This is a genomic window from Streptomyces sp. URMC 129, assembly GCF_051386415.1.
In the GTDB taxonomy this organism is placed as follows: Bacteria; Actinomycetota; Actinomycetes; order Streptomycetales; family Streptomycetaceae; genus Streptomyces.
The window spans coordinates 1-19,785 of sequence record NZ_JBPQTQ010000123.1; the positions used below are offsets into that span (position 1 = coordinate 1).

Sequence of the window (19,785 nt, forward strand, 5' to 3'; positions counted from 1 at the left end):
GGCCGGGGCCGGGCGGGGCTGGGCTCGGGAGACGCGGGCGGCGATGTGGCGCATGCCCAGCTCGTCGGCCTCCCGGGCCACCTCGTTCAGCAGGGCGGTGCCGGCGTCGGCGTCGCCGGGGGCGCCCCGGGCGAGCAGCGCGGGGGCGAGGAGTGAGCGGGCCTCGACCGCCCAGGTGCGGGCCCGCAGCCGGTCCGCGGAGCGGGCCGCGGCGGTGAAGCCGGTGACGGCCGCGTCCCAGCGCTCCTCGGCGGCGTCGAGCACGGCCGACCAGAGCACCATCGGGCCGCTGACGTCGAAGCCGAACAGCGACACGGCCCACTGGTCGGAGAACGGCGCGAGCGCGGCCCTGGCCCGCTCGCACAGCACCGGATCGCGGGAGGCCGCCGCGGCCTGCGCCTGGAACCGCAGCCACAGCGCCTCCACGGAGGGCGGGTACCGCTCCTCCTCGGCGGCCTCCAGGAGCCGCAGCACGGTGCCGGTGTCGCCCTTCTGGGCCGCGGTGATGCCCTCCAGCAGCTCCGGGTAGGGGTACTCCCGCGGGGTGAGGGAGCGGTGCAGGGCGTCCAGTTCGGCGAACCGGCCCTGGGCCAGCAGCCAGGTCCACCGCAGGTGGTGGTCGTACTGCTCGTAGCCCTGGGGGTGTTCGTGGTCGAAGCCCATCGCGTGCACCCGCGCCCGGTGCTCCTCAGCGTCCGCGAAGCGGCCCCGGAGGACGGCGACGATGCACTGGTCGATGTGGGCGGCGAGCTGGTGGCGCGGCAGCCCGACGCGTTCGACCGTGGCGACGAACGCGCCGAGCTGGTCGGAGTAACGGGGGTCGCCCTGTTCGAGCAGCGCCACCCAGCGCAGCGAGGCCGCGAAGTGCTCCAGGTCGTTGTCGCCCTTGCGGCGGGCGAGCCGGAGCATCTCGTCGGTGAGCGTCTCGCGTTCGGCGGCGGTGCCGGGTCCCCAGATGGCGTCGTGGCGGGCCAGCAGGCTGAACGCGAGCGCGTCGTCGTCCTGGCCGCGGCGGGCCAGCACGGCGGTCCGGACGGTGAGTTCGCGGGCGAGGCGTTCCACGGCGGCCGGGTCGTCGGGCGGGACGGGGGCCGGGTCGGCCCGGCCGCCGAGCCGGCGGTGGGCCTCGTGGAGCAGCTCGGCCTTGAGCACGGCCAGCTCGCCGTGGTGGCCGATGCCCTGGGCGCGGAACAGCGAGAGCGCCACCCGGGCCAGCAGCCCCGGGTCGTCGATCGCGCGGGCCTCCGCCACGGCCTCCTGGAAGACCCGGGTGGCCTCCTCCCGGGCGCGGGCCTGCCACAGTTCCTGGGCGTACTCCAGGCCGATGAGGACGCGGCGGCGGGGATCGACGGCGGCGGCCAGCTCGTAGGCGCGGCGGTGGTGGCCCATCGCCTCCTCGAACGCCATCCGTCCCATCGCGTCGTCCACGGCGGCGCGCAGCAGCTCCAGGGCGCGGGCCGGGTCCAGCCCGTCCCCGGCCAGGTGGGCGTGGCGGGCCAGGTCGGCGGGCGGGACCCGGTCCGCGAGCGCCGGGTCGTGGTCCAGGGCCCGCACCACGGCGGCGTGCCGGCGGCGCAGCTCCTCCTCGTCCAGCGCGTCGTAGAGCGTCTCGCGCACCAGGTCGTGCGTGAAGGCGAACCGGCCCCCGCCGCGCTGCGCGACCAGGCGGGCGCTCACCGCGTGCCCGAGCAGCCGGTCCACCTCGGCGGCCGGCGCCCCGGCCGCCGCGCCCAGCACCTGCCGGTGGAACTCGCGGCCCAGCACGGCCGCGCAGCTCAGCAGCCACACCACCCGCTCCGGCAGCAGGCAGAGCCGCCGCCGCACCGCGTCGCCCACGCCCGGCGGGATGGCGGTGACGGCGCCACCGCTGTGCCAGAGCCGGGCGGTCTGCTCCACGAAGAACGGGTTGCCGCCGGTGCGCCGGTGCACCTCGGCGACCAGGTGCGGCTCCGGGGCGCGGCCCACGGTGCGGGCCATCAGCGCGCCGACCTCGTCCACCGAGAGACCGGCCAGCGCCAGCGTGGTCGCCCGTGCCACCAGCGGCATCATCAGCGGGCGCAGCGGGTGGTCGGCGGGCTCCACCTCGGCGTCGCGGTAGGTGCCGACCAGCAGCAGCCGTTCGAACCAGGTGTGCTGGGCGGCGAAGTGGAGCAGCCGCAGCGAGGCGGTGTCGGCCCAGTGCAGGTCGTCCAGGACCACGACCACGGGGCGGTGGTGGGAGACCGTGACCAGGGCGGTGGTCACCGCGTCGTACAGCTCGAAGCCGCCCGCGTCGCCCTGCGGGCCGCTCTCCCCCAGCAGCGGCGCCAGCCCGCCGCCCGTCGCCTCCCGGACGGCCGCCCACTCGGCGGCGGAGGCCGAGCGGCGCAGGGCACGGAAGACCTGCACCCACGGCCAGTAGCCGGGTGCGTTCTCGGAGTCCCAGCAGGAGCCGCCGAGCACCAGGGCCCCGAGCGCCCGCGCCTCCTCGGCCGCGCCCGTGACGAGCGCGGTCTTGCCGATGCCGGGCTCGCCCGCGACCAGCACCAGCCCGCCGTGGCTGGCGGTGGCCCGCGCGATCTCGGCGCGCAGCACCCCGGCGGCGTGGTCCCGGCCGATGAGGTCCTCGAACACGTGTGCCTTCTGATCTTCCGTTGGTCCGGATGGTGCCCACTGCTGTCGGATGCTGTACGAGGATGTCACAACGCGCGATTGCTCCCCATCCCGTTATCGGTGACGGCGGTTGTTCCCGGGGCGCGTGGGGCGGAGACTGGTGCGGTGTTCATCCGACGTGAGGTCCCCGGGGACCGTGCCGCCGTCCATGCCGTCACCGCCGCCGCCTTCGCCACGGCGGACGGGACGGTGCCGGTCGAGGCGGTGCTGCTGGACGAGTTGCGCGCGTGCGACGGGTGGCTGCCGCCGCTGTCGATGGTGGCCGTCGAGGACGACGAGGTCGTCGGGCACGTGGTGGGCACCCGCGGCCACGTCGGGGAGCGGCCCGCCGTGGGGCTCGGGCCGCTCAGCGTGCTCCCCGGGCGGCAGCGGCGCGGCGTCGGGCTGGCGCTGGTGCACGCGGTGCTGGGGGCGGCGGACGCGCTGGGGGAGCCGCTCGTGGCCCTGCTGGGCAGTCCGGAGTACTACGGCAGGTTCGGCTTCCGGGACGCCGCCGGGTACGGCGTCGAGGCGCCCGACCCGGCCTGGGGGCGCTACTTCCAGGTACGCCCGCTGACCGCCTGGGACCCGGCGGTGCGCGGGGTCTTCCGTTACGCGGAGCCGTTCGACCGGGTCTGACCCGCGCCCCGCACCTCCAGGTGGTCCAGCAGGTGCTGCGTGGCGGCCGTCACCGCCGCGACCGCCTCGTCGAACACCGCGCGGTTGTGGGCGGCGGGCGCGCGGAACCCGGACACCTTGCGCACGTACTGAAGGGCGGCGGCGCGGATGTCCTCGTCGGTGACGTCGGTCGTCGCGGGCGGGCGGAGCGTCTTGATGCTGCGGCACATGCCACCAGTCTGCCCGCTGCCGTGACGGGTGGGGAGGCGTGGACAAGACATGGCCCGCGCGGTGAACATGTGTGGCAGGGCCGTCTCACAGCGTGAGGCGGGGGGATCGGGGAGGGGTACCACTATGTCCCGTGCGGACCGATTGGCGGAGATCCGGGCCTATGGGCCGCGTCATCTGGCGTCCTACGCGTTGTTCAACCAGGCCGTGGCCGATCATCTCGGCCTGCATCCGACCGACGTGCAGTGTCTGAGCCTGATATCGATGGAGCGCGGGCCGCTCACCACCCGCCGGGTGGCCGAGATGACCGGCGTCACCAGCAGCGCGGCGAGCCGTCTGGTCGACCGGCTGGAGCGGGCCGGGTATCTGACGCGGCAGCGCGACGAGGGCGACCGGCGGCGGACGCTGGTCAGCCTGGTGCCGGAGGCGAGGAGGCGGCTGCAGTCGCTCTGGGACTTCCTGAGCGAGGCGTTCGAGACGCGGTTCCAGGACATCACCGAGGAGGAACTGGCCGTCATCGTCCAGTACATGCGCCGCAGCATCGAGCTCGCGGACTTCCAGATCGAGCGGCTGCGCGGCCTCGCCCGCACGCCCGGCTGACGAGCCGGGCGGGCGGGCGACGGCGGGGGGGGGGGGGCGGGCGGCCCCGGCCGGCGCGGTCGCCGGCCGGGGCCGCCTCGGCCACCGGGTGCGTCACCAGTAGACGATGACCTTGTCGCCCTCGTTCACCGCGTCGAAGAGCTGCGCGATGGCGGCCTCGTCCCGCACGTTCACACAGCCGTGGGAGGCGCCGTTGTACCCGTTGGCCGCGAAGTCCTGCGAGTAGTGCACGGCCTGGCCGCCGTCGAAGAACATCGCGTACGGCATCGGGGAGTCGTACAGCGTCGAGTGGTGGTTCCGCGACTTCCAGTACACCTCGAACTCGCCCTCGCGGGTGGGGGTCTCCTCGGCGCCGAACCGCACGTCCACCGTCATCCGCACCTCGCCGTCGACCACCCACGACAGGGTCCGCGACGTCTTGGAGATGCACAGCACCCGGCCGGTCAGGCAGCGCTCGTCCAGATCCTGGGCGGGCTCCACCTCCGGGATCTCCACCGGCGGGTACATCTCCTCCTCGGTGGGCGTCTCGGTCTCGGCCGTCAGCGCCGTCCACGTCGGCTCGAAGACCGTGCCCGTGGCCTCGATCCCGGCCGACTCCTGGTACGCGCGGACCGCCGCGGTGGTGACGTCCCCGTAGTACCCCGTGGGGTTCTCCTCGAAGTGGCCCACCTGCTTCAGCCGCGCCTGCAGCTCGCGCACCTGCTCCGAGTTGTCCCCGTACCCCATCACCTGCTGGGGCGGGTACATGTCCTCCTCGCCGGGGGTCTCGGTCGCGTCCGTGAGCGCCGCCCACGTCGACTCGTAGACCGTGCCGGAGACGTCGAGCCCGGCCTCGCGCTGGTACTCCGAGACGGCGCCGAGCGTCACGTCCCCGTAGTACCCGGTGGGCTGGGCCACGAAGTGACCCAGCTGCTCCAGCCTCGCCTGGAGTTCACGCACCTGCTCCGACTCGTCGCCGAAGCCGAGGACGACCCGCTCCGCCGGCTCCTCGGTCTCGTCCTCCTCCTCACCGCCCTCGGCGTCGTCCGGGCGGGACGACTCCTCCCCGGCGGACTCCCCGGCCGACGGCCCGTCGGACGCGGCCTGCCCCTCGGCCGAACAGCCGGTCAGCAGCACGGCGCCGGTGACGAGCGCCGCGGCGGCGGAGAGGACGGACTTTCTGAAGAGCGCGGCGCGCATCACGGTTCCCCCTGGAGTTTCTGGACCTCATAGGACCTCATAGGTGAAGATGCGCGAACCCCCTCGTTTGTTGCGCCCTCTGCCATAACAATGCGGCCACGGAACCTCGACCAAACCGTCCGGCCCTGTTCACCGCAGCAGCGCCAGCACCTGGTCGACCGAGTCCGCCTCGGCGGGCGTCTTGTCCTCCCGGTAGCGCACGACGCGCGCGAAGCGCAGCGTGGCCCCCGCCGGGTAGCGGTTCGACCGCTGCACGCCGTCGAAGGCGACCTCCACCACCAGCTCCGGCCGCACCCGCACCACCCACCCGTCGTCCTCGACCGCCAGCTCCCGCAGCCGCTCGGTCTGCCAGGCCAGCAGCGCGTCGGTGAGCCCCTTGAACGTCTTGCCCAGCATCACGAACGAGCCGTCCGCGCCGCGCGCGCCGAGGTGCAGGTTGGACAGTGTCCCGGTGCGCCGCCCGTGTCCGCGCTCGGCGCCCAGCACCACCAGGTCGAGCGTGTGCACCGGCTTCACCTTCAGCCAGGACGCCCCGCGCCGCCCCGCGCTGTACGGCGCGCCCAGCGCCTTCACCAGCACCCCCTCGTGGCCGTGCGCCAGCACCGCGTCCGCGAACTCCCGCGCCGCCGCCCGCACTCCGGGGTTCCCCGGGTCCTCGGCCACCAGCCGCGTCACCCGGCGCGGCTCGGGCGCGATCCGGGCCAGCTCGGCGTGCCGCTCTTCGGTGGGCAGGCCCAGCAGGTCGCGGCCGTCCACCGCGAGCAGGTCGAAGAAGACCGGCTCCAGCGGCAGCGTGCCGCGCAGCGAGCCGACCCGGCCGGACGTCTCCTGGAACGGGCGGGGCCGCCCGTCGTCGTCCAGCGCGATCACCTCGCCGTCGAGCACCGCCCGGTCGACGGCCAGCTCCCGCGCCGCGCGCAGCACTTCGGGAAGCCGCCCGGTGATCTCGTCCAGCGTCCTGGTCCACACCCGCACCTCGTCGCCGTCCCGGTGCACCTGCACCCGGATGCCGTCGAGCTTCTCCTCGATCACGCACGGCCCCACCCGGTCCAGCGCCGCGTCCAGGTCCGGCGCGCTCCGCGCCAGCATCGGCAGCACCGGCCGCCCCACCCGCAGCCGGAACTCCCCCAGCGCGGCCGGGCCGCGGGCCAGCAGCGCCGCCGCCACCGCGCCGAGCGAGCCGCCCAGCATCACGGCCCGCCGCACCGCGTCCGGGTCCGCGCCCGCCGCCGCCGCGAGCCCGTCCACGGCGACCGCGTCCAGCGCGCCCTGCCGCAGCTCGCCGCCGATCAGCCGGATCAGGAAGTCCTGCTCCTCGGCGGTCGCCGCCGCCAGCAGCCCGGTCAGCAGCCGCCGCCGCTCCGCCGTGGCGCCCGGCCCGGAGACCGCCGCGACCGCCGTCAGGGCCGCGTCGGTCTCCCGGACGGTGAGCCGGGGCGCGGCGGCGGGCACCGGCCGGCCGCCGAGCGTCCGGGGGCCGGCCCGGAGCCGGCGCTGCGGCAGCCGCCCGGCCAGATAGGTGATGACGACCGGCGCCTCGTCCGGCGCGGTGGCACGGAAGAGCGCGGCCAGCGCGGCGACCTTCCCGGTCCGCGAGGCCGTGCCCGCGACCTCCCGCGAGGTCCGCGCGACATCCGCCAGCAGCATCTGTCCATGGTCGCCCGGCGGGCCCGGGACCGCAGCGCGGCCGGCCCCACGGCCGGGCCCGGCGTCGGCAGCCCTCCCGCGCCGCCCACCTGCCCGGTACTGTGCGGGAAGGCACCTGGCCCGGCCCGCCGGGCACCGCCGGGCCCCCCGGAGTTCACCCCGTGGACGCCTTCCGGCGACGGGCCGTTCGCGCCGGGCGGCTAGTAGTGCACGGGCAACGGATTCCGGAGCCAGGTCCGGCATCAGCGCGCCGCCGCAACGGACGGCACACACCACCGAACCAGCGATCGGAACCATGCTCCCCAAGACCGAACCCGCACCCGCGCCCGCCGCGACGACGCCGCAGGTGGAGGAGGGCGTTCCCGCCCCCATCCCCGCGCCGCGGTCCACCCCGGAGAACGAGCACCGGTACGACATCGACGTGATGCGGCTCATAGCCTCCTGCGCCGTCATCCTGGGCCATGTCGCCGCCACGTTCATCACGGCCGTGGACCGCGAGGAGGCCAACGGGCCCTCGGCCTACTGGATCGGTCACATCGCGGACGGGCTCAACCAGTTCGCGGTGCCGATGTTCTTCGCCATGGCGGGCTGGGCCGTGCTGATGGGCGCCCCGCCGCAGAACAGCGCCAAGATGTGGCAGCGGATCCGGCGCAACGGGGTGCCGCTGTTCGTCTGGACCGGTGCCTACCTGGTGTGGTGGTGGCTGCGCGACCTCAACGACAAGCCGATGACCGACCTCGCCGTCGACGCCGTCTTCGGCACGGTGCAGCCCGCGTACCACCTGTGGTTCCTGTACGCGTACATCCCGATCATCATGGCGCTGGCCTTCATCGCGCTGATCCGGGTCGGGCAGCGCCCCTGGAGCCTGGGCATCGCCCTGCTCGTCGTCGCGGGCCTGCCGCAGGCCCTGCCCACCATCGGTGAGGTCACCGGCTGGAGCCCGCCGCCCGTCACCTGGAGCTTCGGCACCTACTCGGTGGTCTACGCGGCGGCCGGCGCGCTGCTGTTCTCCCTGCCCGGCGGGCTGCCGCCGCGCTGGCGCCGGCTGATGTGGCCGCTGTACCTGCTGAGCTGCGTCGGCGTGATCTGGTACGACACCGCGATCCACTACCCGATCGCCAACGCGCACCCGTTCGTCGCCGTCATGACCGGCGCCCTGCTGATGCTCGTCAGCCGCTGGCACGTCCCGGAGCGCTGGCGCCCGGCCCTGAGCAAGCTGGCCGCGGCGGCGATGGGCGCCTACATGGTGCACGTCTTCTTCGTCGAGGAACTCGTGAAGCGGGTCGTCAGCGAGGACGTCGGCCCGGTGGACGGCAGCCTGCTGCTGCTCGGCACGGTGACCGTGACCTGCGTGCTGTCCTACGGCGCCAGCCTGCTGTGGGGCCGCCTCGGCCTGCGCCGCTTCCTCGGCTGACGCCGGCGGCCGACCCCGGTACGACGCGAGGGGGGCGACGGGCACCGGGCCCGTCCCCCCCCTCGCGTTCCTTCTTGTTCCCGTGCGCCCGGCCCGTGCTTCCGGCCCGCGCCGGGGCGGCGGCTCAGCGCTTGGCCTTGCCGTCCTTGCCGTCGCGGAGCGTCGCCTTCCGCACCCGGCGCGCGATCCGCAGCGCCGTGCCCGAGCCGGGGAGCTGCCGCGCGAGGCCGGAGGCGAAGCCGCCCGGCAGCGCCAGCGCGGTCAGCCGGGCCCGCTTGAAGTACCGCCAGGTCTCCTCGTTCAGGTGCGCGTCCAGCCATGCCTCGGCCTCGGGGCGCAGTCCCGGGTTGAGCTTGCCCTGCATGCAGTACCCGACGGTCCGCACCAGCGGCCCGACGCTCCGCGCCGCGTCCGCCCGCGCGGTGACGACCTCGCCGGCCTTGGCGCGCTCCAGATCGGGCACCAGGGCGTCGACGATGGTCAGCGGGACGCGGTTGCTGTTCTGGTACGGCGTGATCCGCTCCAGCAGCGGCCCGGTCCCGACCCGCGCGATGGGCACGCCGTAGTACGCGGACGCGGTGAACATCGCGGTGGAGAAGCAGCCCACGACCAGGCCCGGCCGGTACCGCTCGAAGACCGTCTCGGCCAGCATCGGCGTGTCCAGCACGGTCAGCCGCACGCCGAGGTCCGCCGCCGCCTTCTCCAGCACCTTCGAGTAGTGCGCGGGCGCGGTCGGATGCGGCTTGAACACCACCGCGCGGAACCCGGCCGCGGCGGCCCCGCGCAGCATCCGCTCGTGCAGCGCCTCCTCCTCGCGCGGCGTGAGGATCTCCAGCGCCGCCAGGTACTGGCCGAGGATCACGGCGACCTGCGCGGGCACCTCCTCGTCGTCCCCGGCCCCCGCGCCGTCCCGGCTCTCGGCGCTGATCTCGTCCAGCACCGCCCGGAACGCGTCGTCGGGCACGACCTCGGACGGCACGTCGTGCTCGGCCAGCAGCAGCGGGCGCAGCCCCGGCACCAGGTCGAGGTGGAGCAGCCGCTGCACGCGGATCGCGGTGTCGGCCGGCAGCCGGTCCCGCGTCGGGCCGTAGCTCATCAGCCCGTCCGCGTACACGTGCACGTCGGCGTCGGCGAAGATCGTGGCCAGCGCGGCGGCCGGTTTGGCGTGCACGGACTCCACGATCAGCTCGACGCGGCCGTCCCCGAGCCCCCAGAAGCGGCGCAGCATCCGCTCCCAGACCGGCGCGTCGCGGTCGGCGGGGCCCCAGTCGCTGGGGTGGTGCGGGCTGATCGTCTCGTTCCAGTCGATGACCGTGTCGAAGCGGGCGGCGATGCCGCGCCACCCGGCCATCTCGCTCAGCTCGGCGGCCGTCTCCGGGATCGTCGCGTTGTTGCTGACGAGCAGCACCCGGCGCGCCGCGCCGCGCGGCCCGAACTGGCCGGCGTCCAGCGCGGCGGCGAGCGTCGCCGCGCCGTACAGCGTGGACGCCTCGAAGATCTGGGTGGTGCGGTTGGCATCGGTCATGGCTCAGGCCACCGCCTTCCGGAGCCGCCCGAGCAGCCGCCGCAGGACACGCTCCCGGTCTTCCCCCATGGCCACCAGTGTCCGCTCCAGGAGCTGCGGAGGGAAGCGGCGCATCGCCGCCGCCGACTCCTGCTTCAGCCGCCGCGCGGCCTCCGGCTCGTAGCGGCCCGCGTTGGCGGCGTGGAAGGCGATCATCGCGCAGTAGGTCCTGATGATCTTGGGGAGGAAACGGTCCGCCTCCGGGTCGGCCGTGACCTCCCGCAGGATCAGGTCGTGGGCGGGAAGGAAGTCGAGCTGGCGGTCGTCGCGTATCTGCGTCAGGGAGGTCGTCACGCCCCGCCGGTAGAACACGCCGAGCAGCCCCACGGAGGCGAACGTCTTCGCCCGCAGGTGGAGCTGCCAGGAGAAGACCCGGTCCTCGGCGGTCCGCAGGTGCGTCTCGAAGCGCATCCCGTCCTCGAACAGGCCCCGGCGGTAGATCCCGGCCCAGACGAAGGGGTAGTCGACCATCGTCTTGCGGTCGGCGGGCGCGATCGCGTCGCGCGGGTTGATCACCTCGCCCCGGCGGGGGGCGGGCGCGCGGGCGATGGTGCGGCGCTTGCCGTGCGACTGCACGTGGTCGGTGCGGACGAAGTCGCAGCCCAGGTCCTCGATCGCGGCGACCAGCTGGTCCAGATAGCCCGGCGCGTACCAGTCGTCGCCGTCGAGGAAGGTCAGGTAGTCGCCCTTGGCGGCCTCGATGCCGGTGTTCCGCGCGTGCGAGATGCCCATGTTCTGGTCGTGTCTGATGACCCGGGCTCTGGGCAGCTCGCCCTCGGCCCGCCCGAGGATCTCCCCTGTGGCGTCGGTGGAGCGGTCATCGACGAGGATGAACTCGGTCTCCGGCCCGGCGTTCCGGGCGAGGCTGCGCAGCGTGTTGGGAACGAAGTCCTGCACGTTGTGGCAGGCGACGATGACAGAGAGCTTGGGCACCGGGTTTCCAGGGGCTGTGAACAGGACAAACGCGACGGTAGACAGAGGACCGGCGCGCCAGGATACGCGTAGATGACCACATGGTAAACGCTGTCTGTACGCTAGGTTATTTCCCCCTTTTGGCTCACTTTCGGCGGGGTCCCCGTTCACCTTCACCGGGGACTCGTGCCGCGTGCGCGTCGTGTGGACACGGTGAGGACACTCAGCAAAGAGACTGGCGACTCACTGCTAACGAATTCCGGTCCGCGCTGCGGCAGGGTGCTCGGCATGATCAGACGAAGAACTCTTCTGGGCGCCGGGTCCGCGGCCACGGCGTACTCGGTGCTGCACGCCGCCCCGGTGGCCGCCGGGGGACGGCGCCGGTCCACCGCCTCCTCCATACCCTGGGACCAGCTCCGCCGGCACCTCACGGGAGACCTGATCCTCCCCTCCGACGCGTCCTACGCCACGGCGAAGCAGCTCGACACCGTCGAGTACGACAAGGTCAACCCCCAGGGCGTCGTCTTCTGCGAGACCGCGAGCGACGTCTCGGTCTCCCTGAAGTTCGCCCAGGACCACTGCCTGCCGTTCGCCGCCCGCAGCGGCGGCCACAGCGGCGGCGGCTACTCCACCTCCCAGGGCCTCGTCATCGACGTCTCGCGGCTCAACGGCATCACGCTGGGCAGCGGCACCGTGCGGGTCGGCGCCGGCGCGCAGAACGTCGACGTCCTCAACGCGCTGGCCCCCAGCGGCCTCGCGGTCGTCGGCGGCGCCTGCCCCACGGTCGCGGCCGGCGGCTTCATCACCGGCGGCGGCATCGGCTTCCTCACCCCGTCGTTCGGCATGGCCTGCGACAACGTCACCGCGGCCCAGGTCGTCCTGGCCAGCGGCCGGGTCGTCACCGCCTCCCGGCAGGAGCACCCCGACCTGTTCTGGGCGCTGCGCGGCGGCGGTGGCGGCAACTTCGGCGTCGTCACCTCCTACACCGTGACCCCCGACCAGCTCACCACGGTCGCCACCACGAGCCTGTCCTTCCCGTGGGACCGCGCGGTCGACATGGTCCACGGCTACGCCCAGTGGCTCGCCGGTGCCCCGCGCACCATCGGCGGCGCGGCGGTCGTCACCCTCCCCGACGCGGCGCCCGGCGGTGTGCCGGTCCCGGTGATCCAGCTCGTCTCCACCGGCACCAGCGCCGAACTGGAGTCCGAGGTGGCCCGCCTGCTGACGCTGACCGGCCCCGCCGCGTCCCAGTCCGCGAACGTCGTGCCCTACGTGAACCTGATGATGGGCGTCTACGGCTGCGCCACCCGCACCGTTTCCCAGTGCCACCGCGTGGGCGCCACGCCCGAGGGCCAGCTCCCGCGCCCGCTCTTCGGCCTGGAGCGCAGCCGCTTCTTCGGGCAGGCCCCCGACCGCGGCGCCTGGGAGCGGATCCTGGCCGTCTTCGACGCCGACCGGCTGGCCGGGCAGACCCACCAGCTCCAGGTGCTGCCCACCGGCGGCGCCGTCGGTGACCTCAGCCGCACCGCCACGGCGTACGTGCACCGGGACAGCCTGTTCACGCTGAACTTCCTGTCCACCATCCGCTCCGGCACCGTCACCGACGAGGCGCGCACGGTCGCCCACGCGTGGGTGGACCGGGGCTTCGCGACGGGCGACCCGTACTCCAACGGGGAGACGTACCAGAACTTCATCGACCCGGCGCTGCCGGACTGGCGGCGCTCGTACTACGCGGAGAACTACACCGGCCTGGTCGCGGTCAAGCGCAGGTACGACCCGGACAACGCCTTCTCGTTCCCGCAGAGCGTCGGCGCCTGACCCCCGCCCCCGCACGCCGTCCCGGGCCGGTCGCCCACCCCCCCAGACCGGTCCGGGGCGGTTCCGGCTCCGGCCGGGCGCGCCGCTCGGCGGCGTTCAGCGCCGTCGCCTGACCGCCTCGAACAGCAGGGCCGCCGCGCCCGCCACCAGCGCCGGCGCGACCAGCGCCCGGTGCCCGAGGGGCACGGCGTGCGGGCGGTCGGCGGCCTCACGGGCGTCCCGGCCGCGCAGCGCGGCGGCCAGCACCTCGGCCAGGTGCAGCGGCGTGCGCCCGGTGCCCGCCTGCTCGACCTGGGTGCGGCAGCTGAAGCCGTCCGCCAGCACCAGCGTGTCGTCACCGGCCGCGCGGACGGCGGGCAGCAGCCCGGCCTCGGCGCAGGCCATCGACACCTCGTAATGCCCCTTCTCGAAGCCGAAGTTGCCCGCCAGGCCACAGCAACCCGCGTCCAGCACCTCGGCCTTCACCCCGGCGCGCTCCAGCAGCGCGCGGTCGGCGGCGAAGCCCATCACGGCGTACTGGTGGCAGTGCCGCTGGACCACCGCCCGCGCGTCCACGGCCGGTGGCCGCCAGTCGGGGGCGCGCTCGGCCAGCAGTTCGGCCAGGGTGCGGGTCTGGTCGCGCAGCCGCCGCACGTCGGGGTCGTCCGGCCACAGCTCGGCGGCGTCGGCGCGGAAGACCGCCGTGCAGCTCGGCTCCAGCCCGACGACCGGCGTGCCGCGCCGCAGATCCTCCCGCAGCACCTCCAGCGTGTGCCGCAACACCCGCTTGGCGACGCCGAGTTGACCCGTCGAGATCCACGTCAGGCCGCAGCACACCGCCCGTTCCGGCACCGTGACCCGGAACCCGGCCGCCTCCAGCACCTCCACGGCAGCCCTGCCGACCGCCGGATGGAAGTGGTCGGTGAACGTGTCCGGCCAGACCACGACCTCGCCGCGCTCGCCGGAGCCGCGCGGCCCGCCGCGCGCCCGCCACCAGGCGGTGAACCGCTGCTCCGCGAGCACCGGCAGCTCCCGCTGCGGCGCCACCCCGGCCGCCGCCTTGGCGGCGCGGGCCAGCGCCGGTACCCCGGCCAGCGCGTTGACCGCGCGCGGCGCCCGCGCGGCCAGCCGCAGCGTGACCGGCAGCCAGCCCATCGCGTAGTGCGCGCGCGGGCGCAGCCGCCCGGCGTAGTGGTGGTGGAGGAACTCGGCCTTGTACGTGGCCATGTCGACATTGACCGGGCAGTCCGTCTTGCAGCCCTTGCACGCCAGGCACAGATCGAGGGCGTCGCGGACCTCGGCCGAACGCCAGCCGTCGTCCACCGGCGAGTCGTTGCGGACCATTTCGAACAACAGCCGGGCCCGGCCCCGGGTGGAATGCTCCTCCTCCCGCGTCGCCCGGTAGCTGGGGCACATCACCCCACCCTCCAGCGACCGGCACTTGCCGACGCCGACGCAACGGGCCGCCGCCCGGCTCAACCTGCCGTCGTCGTGCGGGAAGGCGAAGGCCGTCTCCGGCTCCCACGGGTCGTAACCGGCGCCCAGCCGCAGCTTCTCGTCCAGCCGGAAGGGGGCGACGAGCTTCCCGGGGTTCATGCGGTCGGCCGGGTCGAACACCGCCTTCAGGCGGCCGAACGCCTCGATCAGCTCCGGCCCGTACATCTTGTCCAGCAGTTCGGCCCTCGACTGCCCGTCGCCGTGCTCGCCCGACAGCGAACCGCCGTAGGAGAGCGCGAGATCGGCGGCCCGTTCCACGAACTCCCGCATGTCGGCGACGCCGTCGGCCGACTCCAGGTCGAACGGGATGCGGGTGTGCACGCAGCCCTGCCCGAAGTGCCCGTAGACCGACGGGCGGTCGTAGTCGAACTCCCGGTACAGGGCCTGGAGATCGCGCAGATAGGCGCCCAGCTTCGCCGGCTCCACGGCGACGTCCTCCCAGCCCTCCCACGTGTCGGGCTCGCCGGGCACGTGCGCGGTGGACGCGAGGGCCGACTCGCGCACCAGCCACATCTCGTTCTGGCGGCGCGGGTCGTCGTACCAGGAGTGGCCGACGTCCTCGGGCGTGGCGTCGATGAGCGCGCGGGCCGCGGCGGCGACCTCCTCGTGGGTGTCCCCGGCGAACTGGACCATCAGCCAGGCGCCGCCCTCGGGCAGCTCCCGCACCGCCTCGGGGTTGAGGTGCTTGCGGCGCTGGGCCTCCACCATCCGCTCGTCGATCCCCTCCAGCGCGTACGGGTCGTGCCGCAGCACGGCGGGCACGTGGTCGGCGGCGGTGGCGATGTCGGGGTAGCCGAGGACGACGAGCGCGATGTGCCGCGGCGCGGGCGCGAGTTCGAGCTCGGCGCGCAACACGGTGACCAGGGTGGACTCGGAGCCGACGAGCAGCCCGGCCACGTCGAAGCCGTGCTCGGGCAGCAGCGAGTCGAGGTTGTACCCCGAGACCCGGCGCGGGATGCGCGGGTAGCGTTCGCGCACCAGATCGCCGTAACGGTCGCGGAGCGTGACGAGATGCCGGTAGATCGCGGCCCGGCGGCCCTCGCCCGCGGTGAGCCGGGCCAGCTCCTCGTCCGGCGTCTCCCCGACCCACATCCGCAGCCCGTCGTAGGTCAGCACCTCCAGGCGGCGGACGTTGTCCACGACCTTGCCGTACCGCTGGGCCGTGGAGCCGCAGGAGTTGTTGCCGATCATGCCGCCGAGCGTGCAGTTGGGATGGGTGGCGGGCTGGGGGCCGAAGTGCAGGCCGTGCGGGGCGAGCCGGCGGTTGAGGTCGTCGAGCACGATGCCCGGCTCCACGACGCACAGCCGCCGCCCGGGATCGACGGACACCAGCCGGTGGCAGAACTTGCTCCAGTCCAGCACCACCGCCTCGTTGCACGTCTGCCCCGCCAGGCTGGTGCCGCCGCCGCGCGACAGCAGCGGCGCGCCGTGGTCGCGGCAGACCGCGACCGCCACCTCGGCGTCCTCCGGCGTGCGCGGCAGCACCACGCCGAGCGGCACCTGACGGTAGTTGGAGGCGTCCGTGGAGTAGGCGGCCCGCGTCCCGGCGTCGAACCGCACCTCGCCCTCGACGCGTTCGCGCAGCGCCCGCTCCAGCGCCGGGAGGTCGACCCCGGTGGCGGCGCGGCGCACGACGGGCGGGGGCAGATCGATCGGCTCCATCAACGGGCTCCCGTTCCTCGTCCCCCGGCGGCTTCGGCCGCGATGCGTCCCATGGACCCACCCTGCGCCGCCGCGCACCGGGGCGAAAGCCGCACTAGGCCGACTGGCCGCGCCGCAGCCCGTGCAGGACGCCCGCCGTCACCGCGCCGTAGGCGGCGTGCGGCACCACGTCGCCGAGCCAGTCGCCGCGGCTCCACGTCCGGGGGTCCGTCACGCCGAGCACCGCCATCGGACCGTTGCTGCCCGCCATGGCCCCGAGCCCGGCGGCCAGCCCGGTCCGCACCGGCCCGGTGCGGACGGCGGCGCCCAGCGCGGCCCCGATCCCCATCCCGACCGCGAGCCCGGCCAGTGCCCCGAGCGCCGTGACGCGGTGGGCGCGGGTCCCGCCCGCGCCCGGCACGGGCACGTGTGTCACCTCCGACAGCCTCTCCACCGTCTCCTCGGGCGTGCGGCTGGCGGGTCTGCCCCGGGCGGCCATGTCGAGATACGTCACGAGCTGGAGCGCGGCGGACCCGGCCGCTCCCGCGGCGGCACCGCGCACCAGTCCGTCGAGGCGTGACCGCGTGTCCGAGCGCGCACCCATGGGCGTTTCCTTCCTGGTTGTCCCTTTCCTGTCGCGTCCTGTCGAGGCTACGCCGGGACCGCGCGCGTAGATGTTGCCCGACCCCGACCGGTACTGCGGGGCGCCGTCCCCGCGCAGCCCGATGTAGGTGAAGTTGTTCGTGACGTAGGAGTTGATGCACGTGCCCAGCGAGTAGTCGAGCTTGTAGCCGTTCCAGTGGCTGTAGGTGCCGCTGGCGTGCCCGACCTCGGTGCCGCCGGTGATGTTCAGGGCGCAGCCGCTGGCCCGCTTCAGGGTCTGCGCGCCCTGCGCCGACGCGAGGTTGAGCTGTTCGAACGAGGTGCAGGTGGAGTTGTAGCGGTCGGAGCAGTTGCCCGACGAGGACCAGGTGATGCCCACCTCGCGGAACATGCTGGTCGCCTGCGCGTGGCTGATCTTGGTGACGTACGGCGTGACGTCCCCGGCGGCGGAGGCGGTCGCCGCCCCGGCGCCGGGTGCCGCGAACAGCGCGGCCCCGGCGAGGGCGAGCGAGGTGAGGACGGAACGGAGTCTCATCGTGGGAAAACCCTTCTGTCGGCCCGGTCGGCGATGGATCATGCACATGACAATCTCGGCCACGGGGCGGGGTTGACGCGCGTAGCCGTCTCCATGCATTGCCCGCGCCGGGGCGGCCCATGCCCCGGTCTCGGCACAAGCGGCTCCGGGGCGGCGAGAGTTCACGCGTCGGCAATCTCCGCCCGGCGCCGGGCACCGGGCGTTGGCTCAGTCGTCGCAGTCGTCACCGGAGCCGCCGCTGCGGTACGAGCCGGAGCTGGTCCCCCCGGCGAGCACGCTCCCGGCGGCGGAGGACGTGCTCCCGCTCCGGCCACCGGAACCCCCGCTCCGGCCACCGGAACCGCCGCTGATCCGCTCCGGCGCGGCGGCCGGCGCCACGGCCTCCGGATCGGCGCTCGCCGTCGCCCCCGTCGCTCCCGCCGCCCGGTCGTCGCAGTCGTCGCTGTCGTCCGAGCAGCCCGCGAGCAGCGCGGCGGCGAGCAGCAGCGGCAGCGCGGCGACACCGCCGCGTATGACGAGCCGGTTGCGGGCGGGCAGCGGTGACATCCTGGACATCCTTCCGGAGGGCGGCAGTTGAGGGAGTCTACGGTCTCGTCCGGCGGCATGGTCTTCCCGGCGACGCGGGCCGGGGACCGCCTATTTCGCGGAGGGCGGACCCCGGCCCGGTGGCCGCCGGGCGCGGCGCTCCTACGCTGAAGAGGTGAGCAACCACGCGCCGCACCACGCCCCCGTCATCCCGCTGCGCCGCCCCGCCGGGGCCCCCGACCGGCCGCCGGCCGAGGCCCGGGACCGGGAGCCGCTGTGGCGGGATCTCGTCGGGGAGATCCTGCGCCGTGAGCGTCTGGCCCAGGAGCGCACCCTGAAGGACGTGGCCGACGAGGCCCGCATCTCGATGCCCTATCTCTCCGAGGTGGAACGGGGCCGGAAGGAAGCCTCCTCCGAGGTCCTCGCCGCCGCCGCGCGCGCCCTCGGCCTGGGCCTGGGCGACCTCCTCGCCCGCGCCCAGAGCGAGTTGGCCGGCCCCGCGCGAGCGAGGCCGGCCAGGAGGACGCGCACCACCCCCGAGGCGAAGCTCATACTCCTCGCCGCGTGAGCCGGCCCGTCGCCCGAGGGGGAGGGGGACGGCGAGCGGTCAGAACCGCAGACCCCAGGAGTCGATCTTCCCGGTGTTGAAGAAGCCGAAGTCGGTGACCCGCAGCTTCCAGGTCCCGTTCGCAGTCTCGCTCGACGCGTTGACCGTGTAGGTCTGGATCAGGTTGTCCGCGCTGCCGCCGGTCCAGAAGTTCTTGAGCTGGTAGGCGGTGCCGTCGGGCGCGATGAGTTCGACCTTCAGGTCACCGATGTGCGGGTGCTTGATGTCGACCGAAACGCTCAGCGCGGCCGGGGCGGTGCCGGAGACGCCGGTGACGGCGATCGGTGACTCGGCCGTGGCGAAGTCGCGGATGGTGTGGTCGGTGGTGCTGCCGAACGTCCGGCCGGACGGCGGCGGGGGAGGCGGCGGGGTGCCGCCGACGCCGATGTGCAGCAGGCGGTTGGGCGAGCCGACCCCGACGTCCCCGATGAGGCCCGTCAGCGCGTTGCTCCTCAGCGCGGTGCTCACCGAGGCGGGCGTGGCGGTCGGGTGGTCCGCCAGGTAGAGCGCCACGGCCCCGGCGACGTGGGGGGCGGCCATGGAAGTTCCGCTGAGTGACTTCGTCGCGGTGTCGCCGGTGCTCCACGCCGAGGTGATGGACGAACCGGGCGCGAAGATGTCGACGGCGCTGCCGTAGTTGGAGAAGCTGGAGCGGGCGTCGGTGTTCGTCGTCGACCCGACCGTGATGGCCTCGGAGACGCGCGCCGGGGAGGAGTTGGACGCGTTGGCGTTGTCGTTGCCCGCCGCCACGGCGTAGGTGACGCCGGAGGCTATGGAGTTGCGCACGGCCGTGTCCAGCGCGCTGTCCACGCCGCCGCCGAGGCTCACATTGGCGACGGCCGGCTTCTCGGCGTTCTCCGTCACCCAGTCGATGCCCGCGATGACCTGGGCGGTGGTGCCGCGGCCCGCGTTGTCGAGCACGCGGACGGCGACGATCTCCGCCCGCTTGGCCACGCCGTACGCGGTGCCCGCCACGGTGGCGGCGACGTGCGTGCCGTGGCCGTTGCCGTCCTGGGCGACGTTGTCGTTGTCGACGGCGTCGTAGCCGTTCCTGGCCCGGCCCCCGAAGTCGCTGTGGGAGACCCGGACTCCGGTGTCGATGATGTACGCCGTGACGCCCGCTCCGGCCGAGTCCGGGTAGCTGTAGCTCTTGTTGAGGGGCAGCGCCGCCTGGTCCATCCGGTCCAGGCCCCAGGACGGCGGGCTGGGCTGGGCGGCGTCGATCGACAGCATCCGGTTCTGGTGGACGGATTCGACCGCCGGGTCGGCGGCGAGCCGCCGGGCCTCCCGCTCGGACAGTTCGACGGCGTACCCGTTGATGGCCTCGGTGTACGTCTCGGTGATGTCCGCGCCGTACTCCCGGGCCAGGGCGCGGCCCGCGCTCGTTCCGGCCCGGACGTCGCTCTCGTCGAGGGTGACGATGTAACTGCCGGTGATGGCGCCGGCGGCACCCGCGTTCACGATCCGGCCTTCGGGCTCCCCGGCGCCGGAGGGGAAGGCGGAGAAGAGGCTCATGGCGAGGGCCGCCGCGACGGCCGCGCCGACTCCGGCCAGTCTTCGCCGGGAGCGACGGCGCTGTCCTGCCATGGGGTCCTCCTCGTGGGGAAAACGAGTGTGAAGCCCGCATATGACAGCGCGCGCGTGCAGGTGTTGTCCATGCTTTGTGCCGGGATACTCATTTGGCGACAACGCGCGCCGCGCGCCGCCGCGCGGTGTAGTGCGGCAAGGATGAAATCCCGCCGCGCGCGGGTGCCCGCCCCGCTCCCCGCCGCCCCCCGGGCGGTGCC

At 74.2% G+C, this 19,785-nt stretch carries 14 protein-coding genes and 1 pseudogene; 5 read left to right on the forward strand and 10 right to left on the reverse strand.

The features are described 5' to 3' along the window. Positions 1-2,613, reverse strand: a 2,613-nt coding sequence (locus ACSNOC_RS22210; protein WP_436749299.1) for an ATP-binding protein, incomplete at its 3' end; no start/stop codon positions are given. A gap of 144 nt (positions 2,614-2,757) precedes the next feature. On the opposite strand from ACSNOC_RS22210, the gene ACSNOC_RS22215 reads away from it, so the two are divergent. Further along, the gene (locus ACSNOC_RS22215) at positions 2,758-3,270 is read left to right on the forward strand and encodes a GNAT family N-acetyltransferase (RefSeq protein ID WP_436749300.1); all 513 of its coding nucleotides are present in this window, start codon (positions 2,758-2,760) and stop codon (positions 3,268-3,270) included. On the opposite strand, the gene ACSNOC_RS22220 is transcribed toward ACSNOC_RS22215, so the two are convergent. Beyond that, on the reverse strand, positions 3,243-3,479 hold the full coding sequence (locus ACSNOC_RS22220) for a DUF2277 domain-containing protein (protein WP_436749301.1): 237 nt from the start codon (positions 3,477-3,479) through the stop codon (positions 3,243-3,245). The two genes, ACSNOC_RS22215 and ACSNOC_RS22220, sit on opposite strands and share 28 nt — an antisense overlap. 124 nt (positions 3,480-3,603) lie before the next feature. Here ACSNOC_RS22220 and ACSNOC_RS22225 point away from each other — a divergent pair, with 124 nt between their 5' ends. Further along, on the forward strand, positions 3,604-4,077 hold the full coding sequence (locus ACSNOC_RS22225) for a MarR family winged helix-turn-helix transcriptional regulator (protein ID WP_436749302.1): 474 nt from the start codon (positions 3,604-3,606) through the stop codon (positions 4,075-4,077). A gap of 93 nt (positions 4,078-4,170) precedes the next feature. Here ACSNOC_RS22225 and ACSNOC_RS22230 read toward each other — a convergent pair whose 3' ends face one another. Next, the gene (locus ACSNOC_RS22230; protein WP_436749303.1) at positions 4,171-5,256 is read right to left on the reverse strand and encodes a L,D-transpeptidase family protein; all 1,086 of its coding nucleotides are present in this window, start codon (positions 5,254-5,256) and stop codon (positions 4,171-4,173) included. A gap of 129 nt (positions 5,257-5,385) precedes the next feature. Further along, the gene (locus ACSNOC_RS22235; protein WP_436749304.1) at positions 5,386-6,903 is read right to left on the reverse strand and encodes an ATP-dependent DNA ligase; all 1,518 of its coding nucleotides are present in this window, start codon (positions 6,901-6,903) and stop codon (positions 5,386-5,388) included. 295 nt (positions 6,904-7,198) lie between these two features. Between ACSNOC_RS22235 and ACSNOC_RS22240 the strand changes: the two genes are divergently transcribed. After that, on the forward strand, positions 7,199-8,317 hold the full coding sequence (locus ACSNOC_RS22240) for an acyltransferase (protein WP_436749305.1): 1,119 nt from the start codon (positions 7,199-7,201) through the stop codon (positions 8,315-8,317). 124 nt (positions 8,318-8,441) lie between these two features. Here ACSNOC_RS22240 and ACSNOC_RS22245 read toward each other — a convergent pair whose 3' ends face one another. Together ACSNOC_RS22245 and ACSNOC_RS22250 are read right to left on the reverse strand one after the other, a co-directional pair. Further along, a complete protein-coding gene (locus tag ACSNOC_RS22245; protein ID WP_436749306.1) occupies positions 8,442-9,842 on the reverse strand; it encodes a polysialyltransferase family glycosyltransferase in 1,401 nt (466 codons plus the stop codon). 3 nt (positions 9,843-9,845) lie between these two features. Continuing rightward, complete coding sequence (locus ACSNOC_RS22250; RefSeq protein WP_436749307.1) at positions 9,846-10,814, reverse strand: glycosyltransferase family 2 protein; 969 nt, start codon at positions 10,812-10,814, stop codon at positions 9,846-9,848. A 267-nt stretch (positions 10,815-11,081) separates the two neighbouring features. Between ACSNOC_RS22250 and ACSNOC_RS22255 the strand changes: the two genes are divergently transcribed. After that, entirely contained in the window at positions 11,082-12,611 is a 1,530-nt protein-coding gene (locus ACSNOC_RS22255) for an FAD-binding oxidoreductase (RefSeq protein WP_436749308.1), read from the forward strand. A 96-nt stretch (positions 12,612-12,707) separates the two neighbouring features. Here ACSNOC_RS22255 and ACSNOC_RS22260 read toward each other — a convergent pair whose 3' ends face one another. From ACSNOC_RS22260 to ACSNOC_RS22270, 3 genes and pseudogenes are all read right to left on the reverse strand, one after another. After that, the gene (locus tag ACSNOC_RS22260) at positions 12,708-15,749 is read right to left on the reverse strand and encodes an FAD-binding and (Fe-S)-binding domain-containing protein (protein ID WP_436749309.1); all 3,042 of its coding nucleotides are present in this window, start codon (positions 15,747-15,749) and stop codon (positions 12,708-12,710) included. A 646-nt stretch (positions 15,750-16,395) separates the two neighbouring features. Continuing rightward, positions 16,396-16,866: pseudogene (locus ACSNOC_RS22265) on the reverse strand (hypothetical protein); the annotation flags it as partial. Between the two features lie 207 nt (positions 16,867-17,073). Further along, the gene (locus tag ACSNOC_RS22270) at positions 17,074-17,412 is read right to left on the reverse strand and encodes a hypothetical protein (protein WP_436749310.1); all 339 of its coding nucleotides are present in this window, start codon (positions 17,410-17,412) and stop codon (positions 17,074-17,076) included. Between the two features lie 154 nt (positions 17,413-17,566). On the opposite strand from ACSNOC_RS22270, the gene ACSNOC_RS22275 reads away from it, so the two are divergent. Next, positions 17,567-17,959, forward strand: coding sequence for a helix-turn-helix domain-containing protein (locus tag ACSNOC_RS22275; protein WP_436749311.1), 393 nt, complete (start codon positions 17,567-17,569; stop codon positions 17,957-17,959). A 39-nt stretch (positions 17,960-17,998) separates the two neighbouring features. Here ACSNOC_RS22275 and ACSNOC_RS22280 read toward each other — a convergent pair whose 3' ends face one another. After that, a complete protein-coding gene (locus ACSNOC_RS22280; protein WP_436749312.1) occupies positions 17,999-19,585 on the reverse strand; it encodes a S8 family serine peptidase in 1,587 nt (528 codons plus the stop codon). Positions 19,586-19,785 lie beyond the last annotated feature (200 nt).

Coding starts and splice junctions, on each gene's coding strand:
- ACSNOC_RS22255 (WP_436749308.1), top strand. CDS start 11,082: ATGATCAGACGAAGAACTCTTCTGGGCGCCGGGTCCGCGGCCACGGCG.
- ACSNOC_RS22260 (WP_436749309.1), bottom strand. CDS start 15,749: ATGGAGCCGATCGATCTGCCCCCGCCCGTCGTGCGCCGCGCCGCCACC.
- ACSNOC_RS22270 (WP_436749310.1), bottom strand. CDS start 17,412: ATGTCACCGCTGCCCGCCCGCAACCGGCTCGTCATACGCGGCGGTGTC.
- ACSNOC_RS22225 (WP_436749302.1), top strand. CDS start 3,604: ATGTCCCGTGCGGACCGATTGGCGGAGATCCGGGCCTATGGGCCGCGT.
- ACSNOC_RS22280 (WP_436749312.1), bottom strand. CDS start 19,585: ATGGCAGGACAGCGCCGTCGCTCCCGGCGAAGACTGGCCGGAGTCGGC.
- ACSNOC_RS22220 (WP_436749301.1), bottom strand. CDS start 3,479: ATGTGCCGCAGCATCAAGACGCTCCGCCCGCCCGCGACGACCGACGTC.
- ACSNOC_RS22230 (WP_436749303.1), bottom strand. CDS start 5,256: ATGCGCGCCGCGCTCTTCAGAAAGTCCGTCCTCTCCGCCGCCGCGGCG.
- ACSNOC_RS22240 (WP_436749305.1), top strand. CDS start 7,199: ATGCTCCCCAAGACCGAACCCGCACCCGCGCCCGCCGCGACGACGCCG.
- ACSNOC_RS22235 (WP_436749304.1), bottom strand. CDS start 6,903: ATGCTGCTGGCGGATGTCGCGCGGACCTCGCGGGAGGTCGCGGGCACG.
- ACSNOC_RS22245 (WP_436749306.1), bottom strand. CDS start 9,842: ATGACCGATGCCAACCGCACCACCCAGATCTTCGAGGCGTCCACGCTG.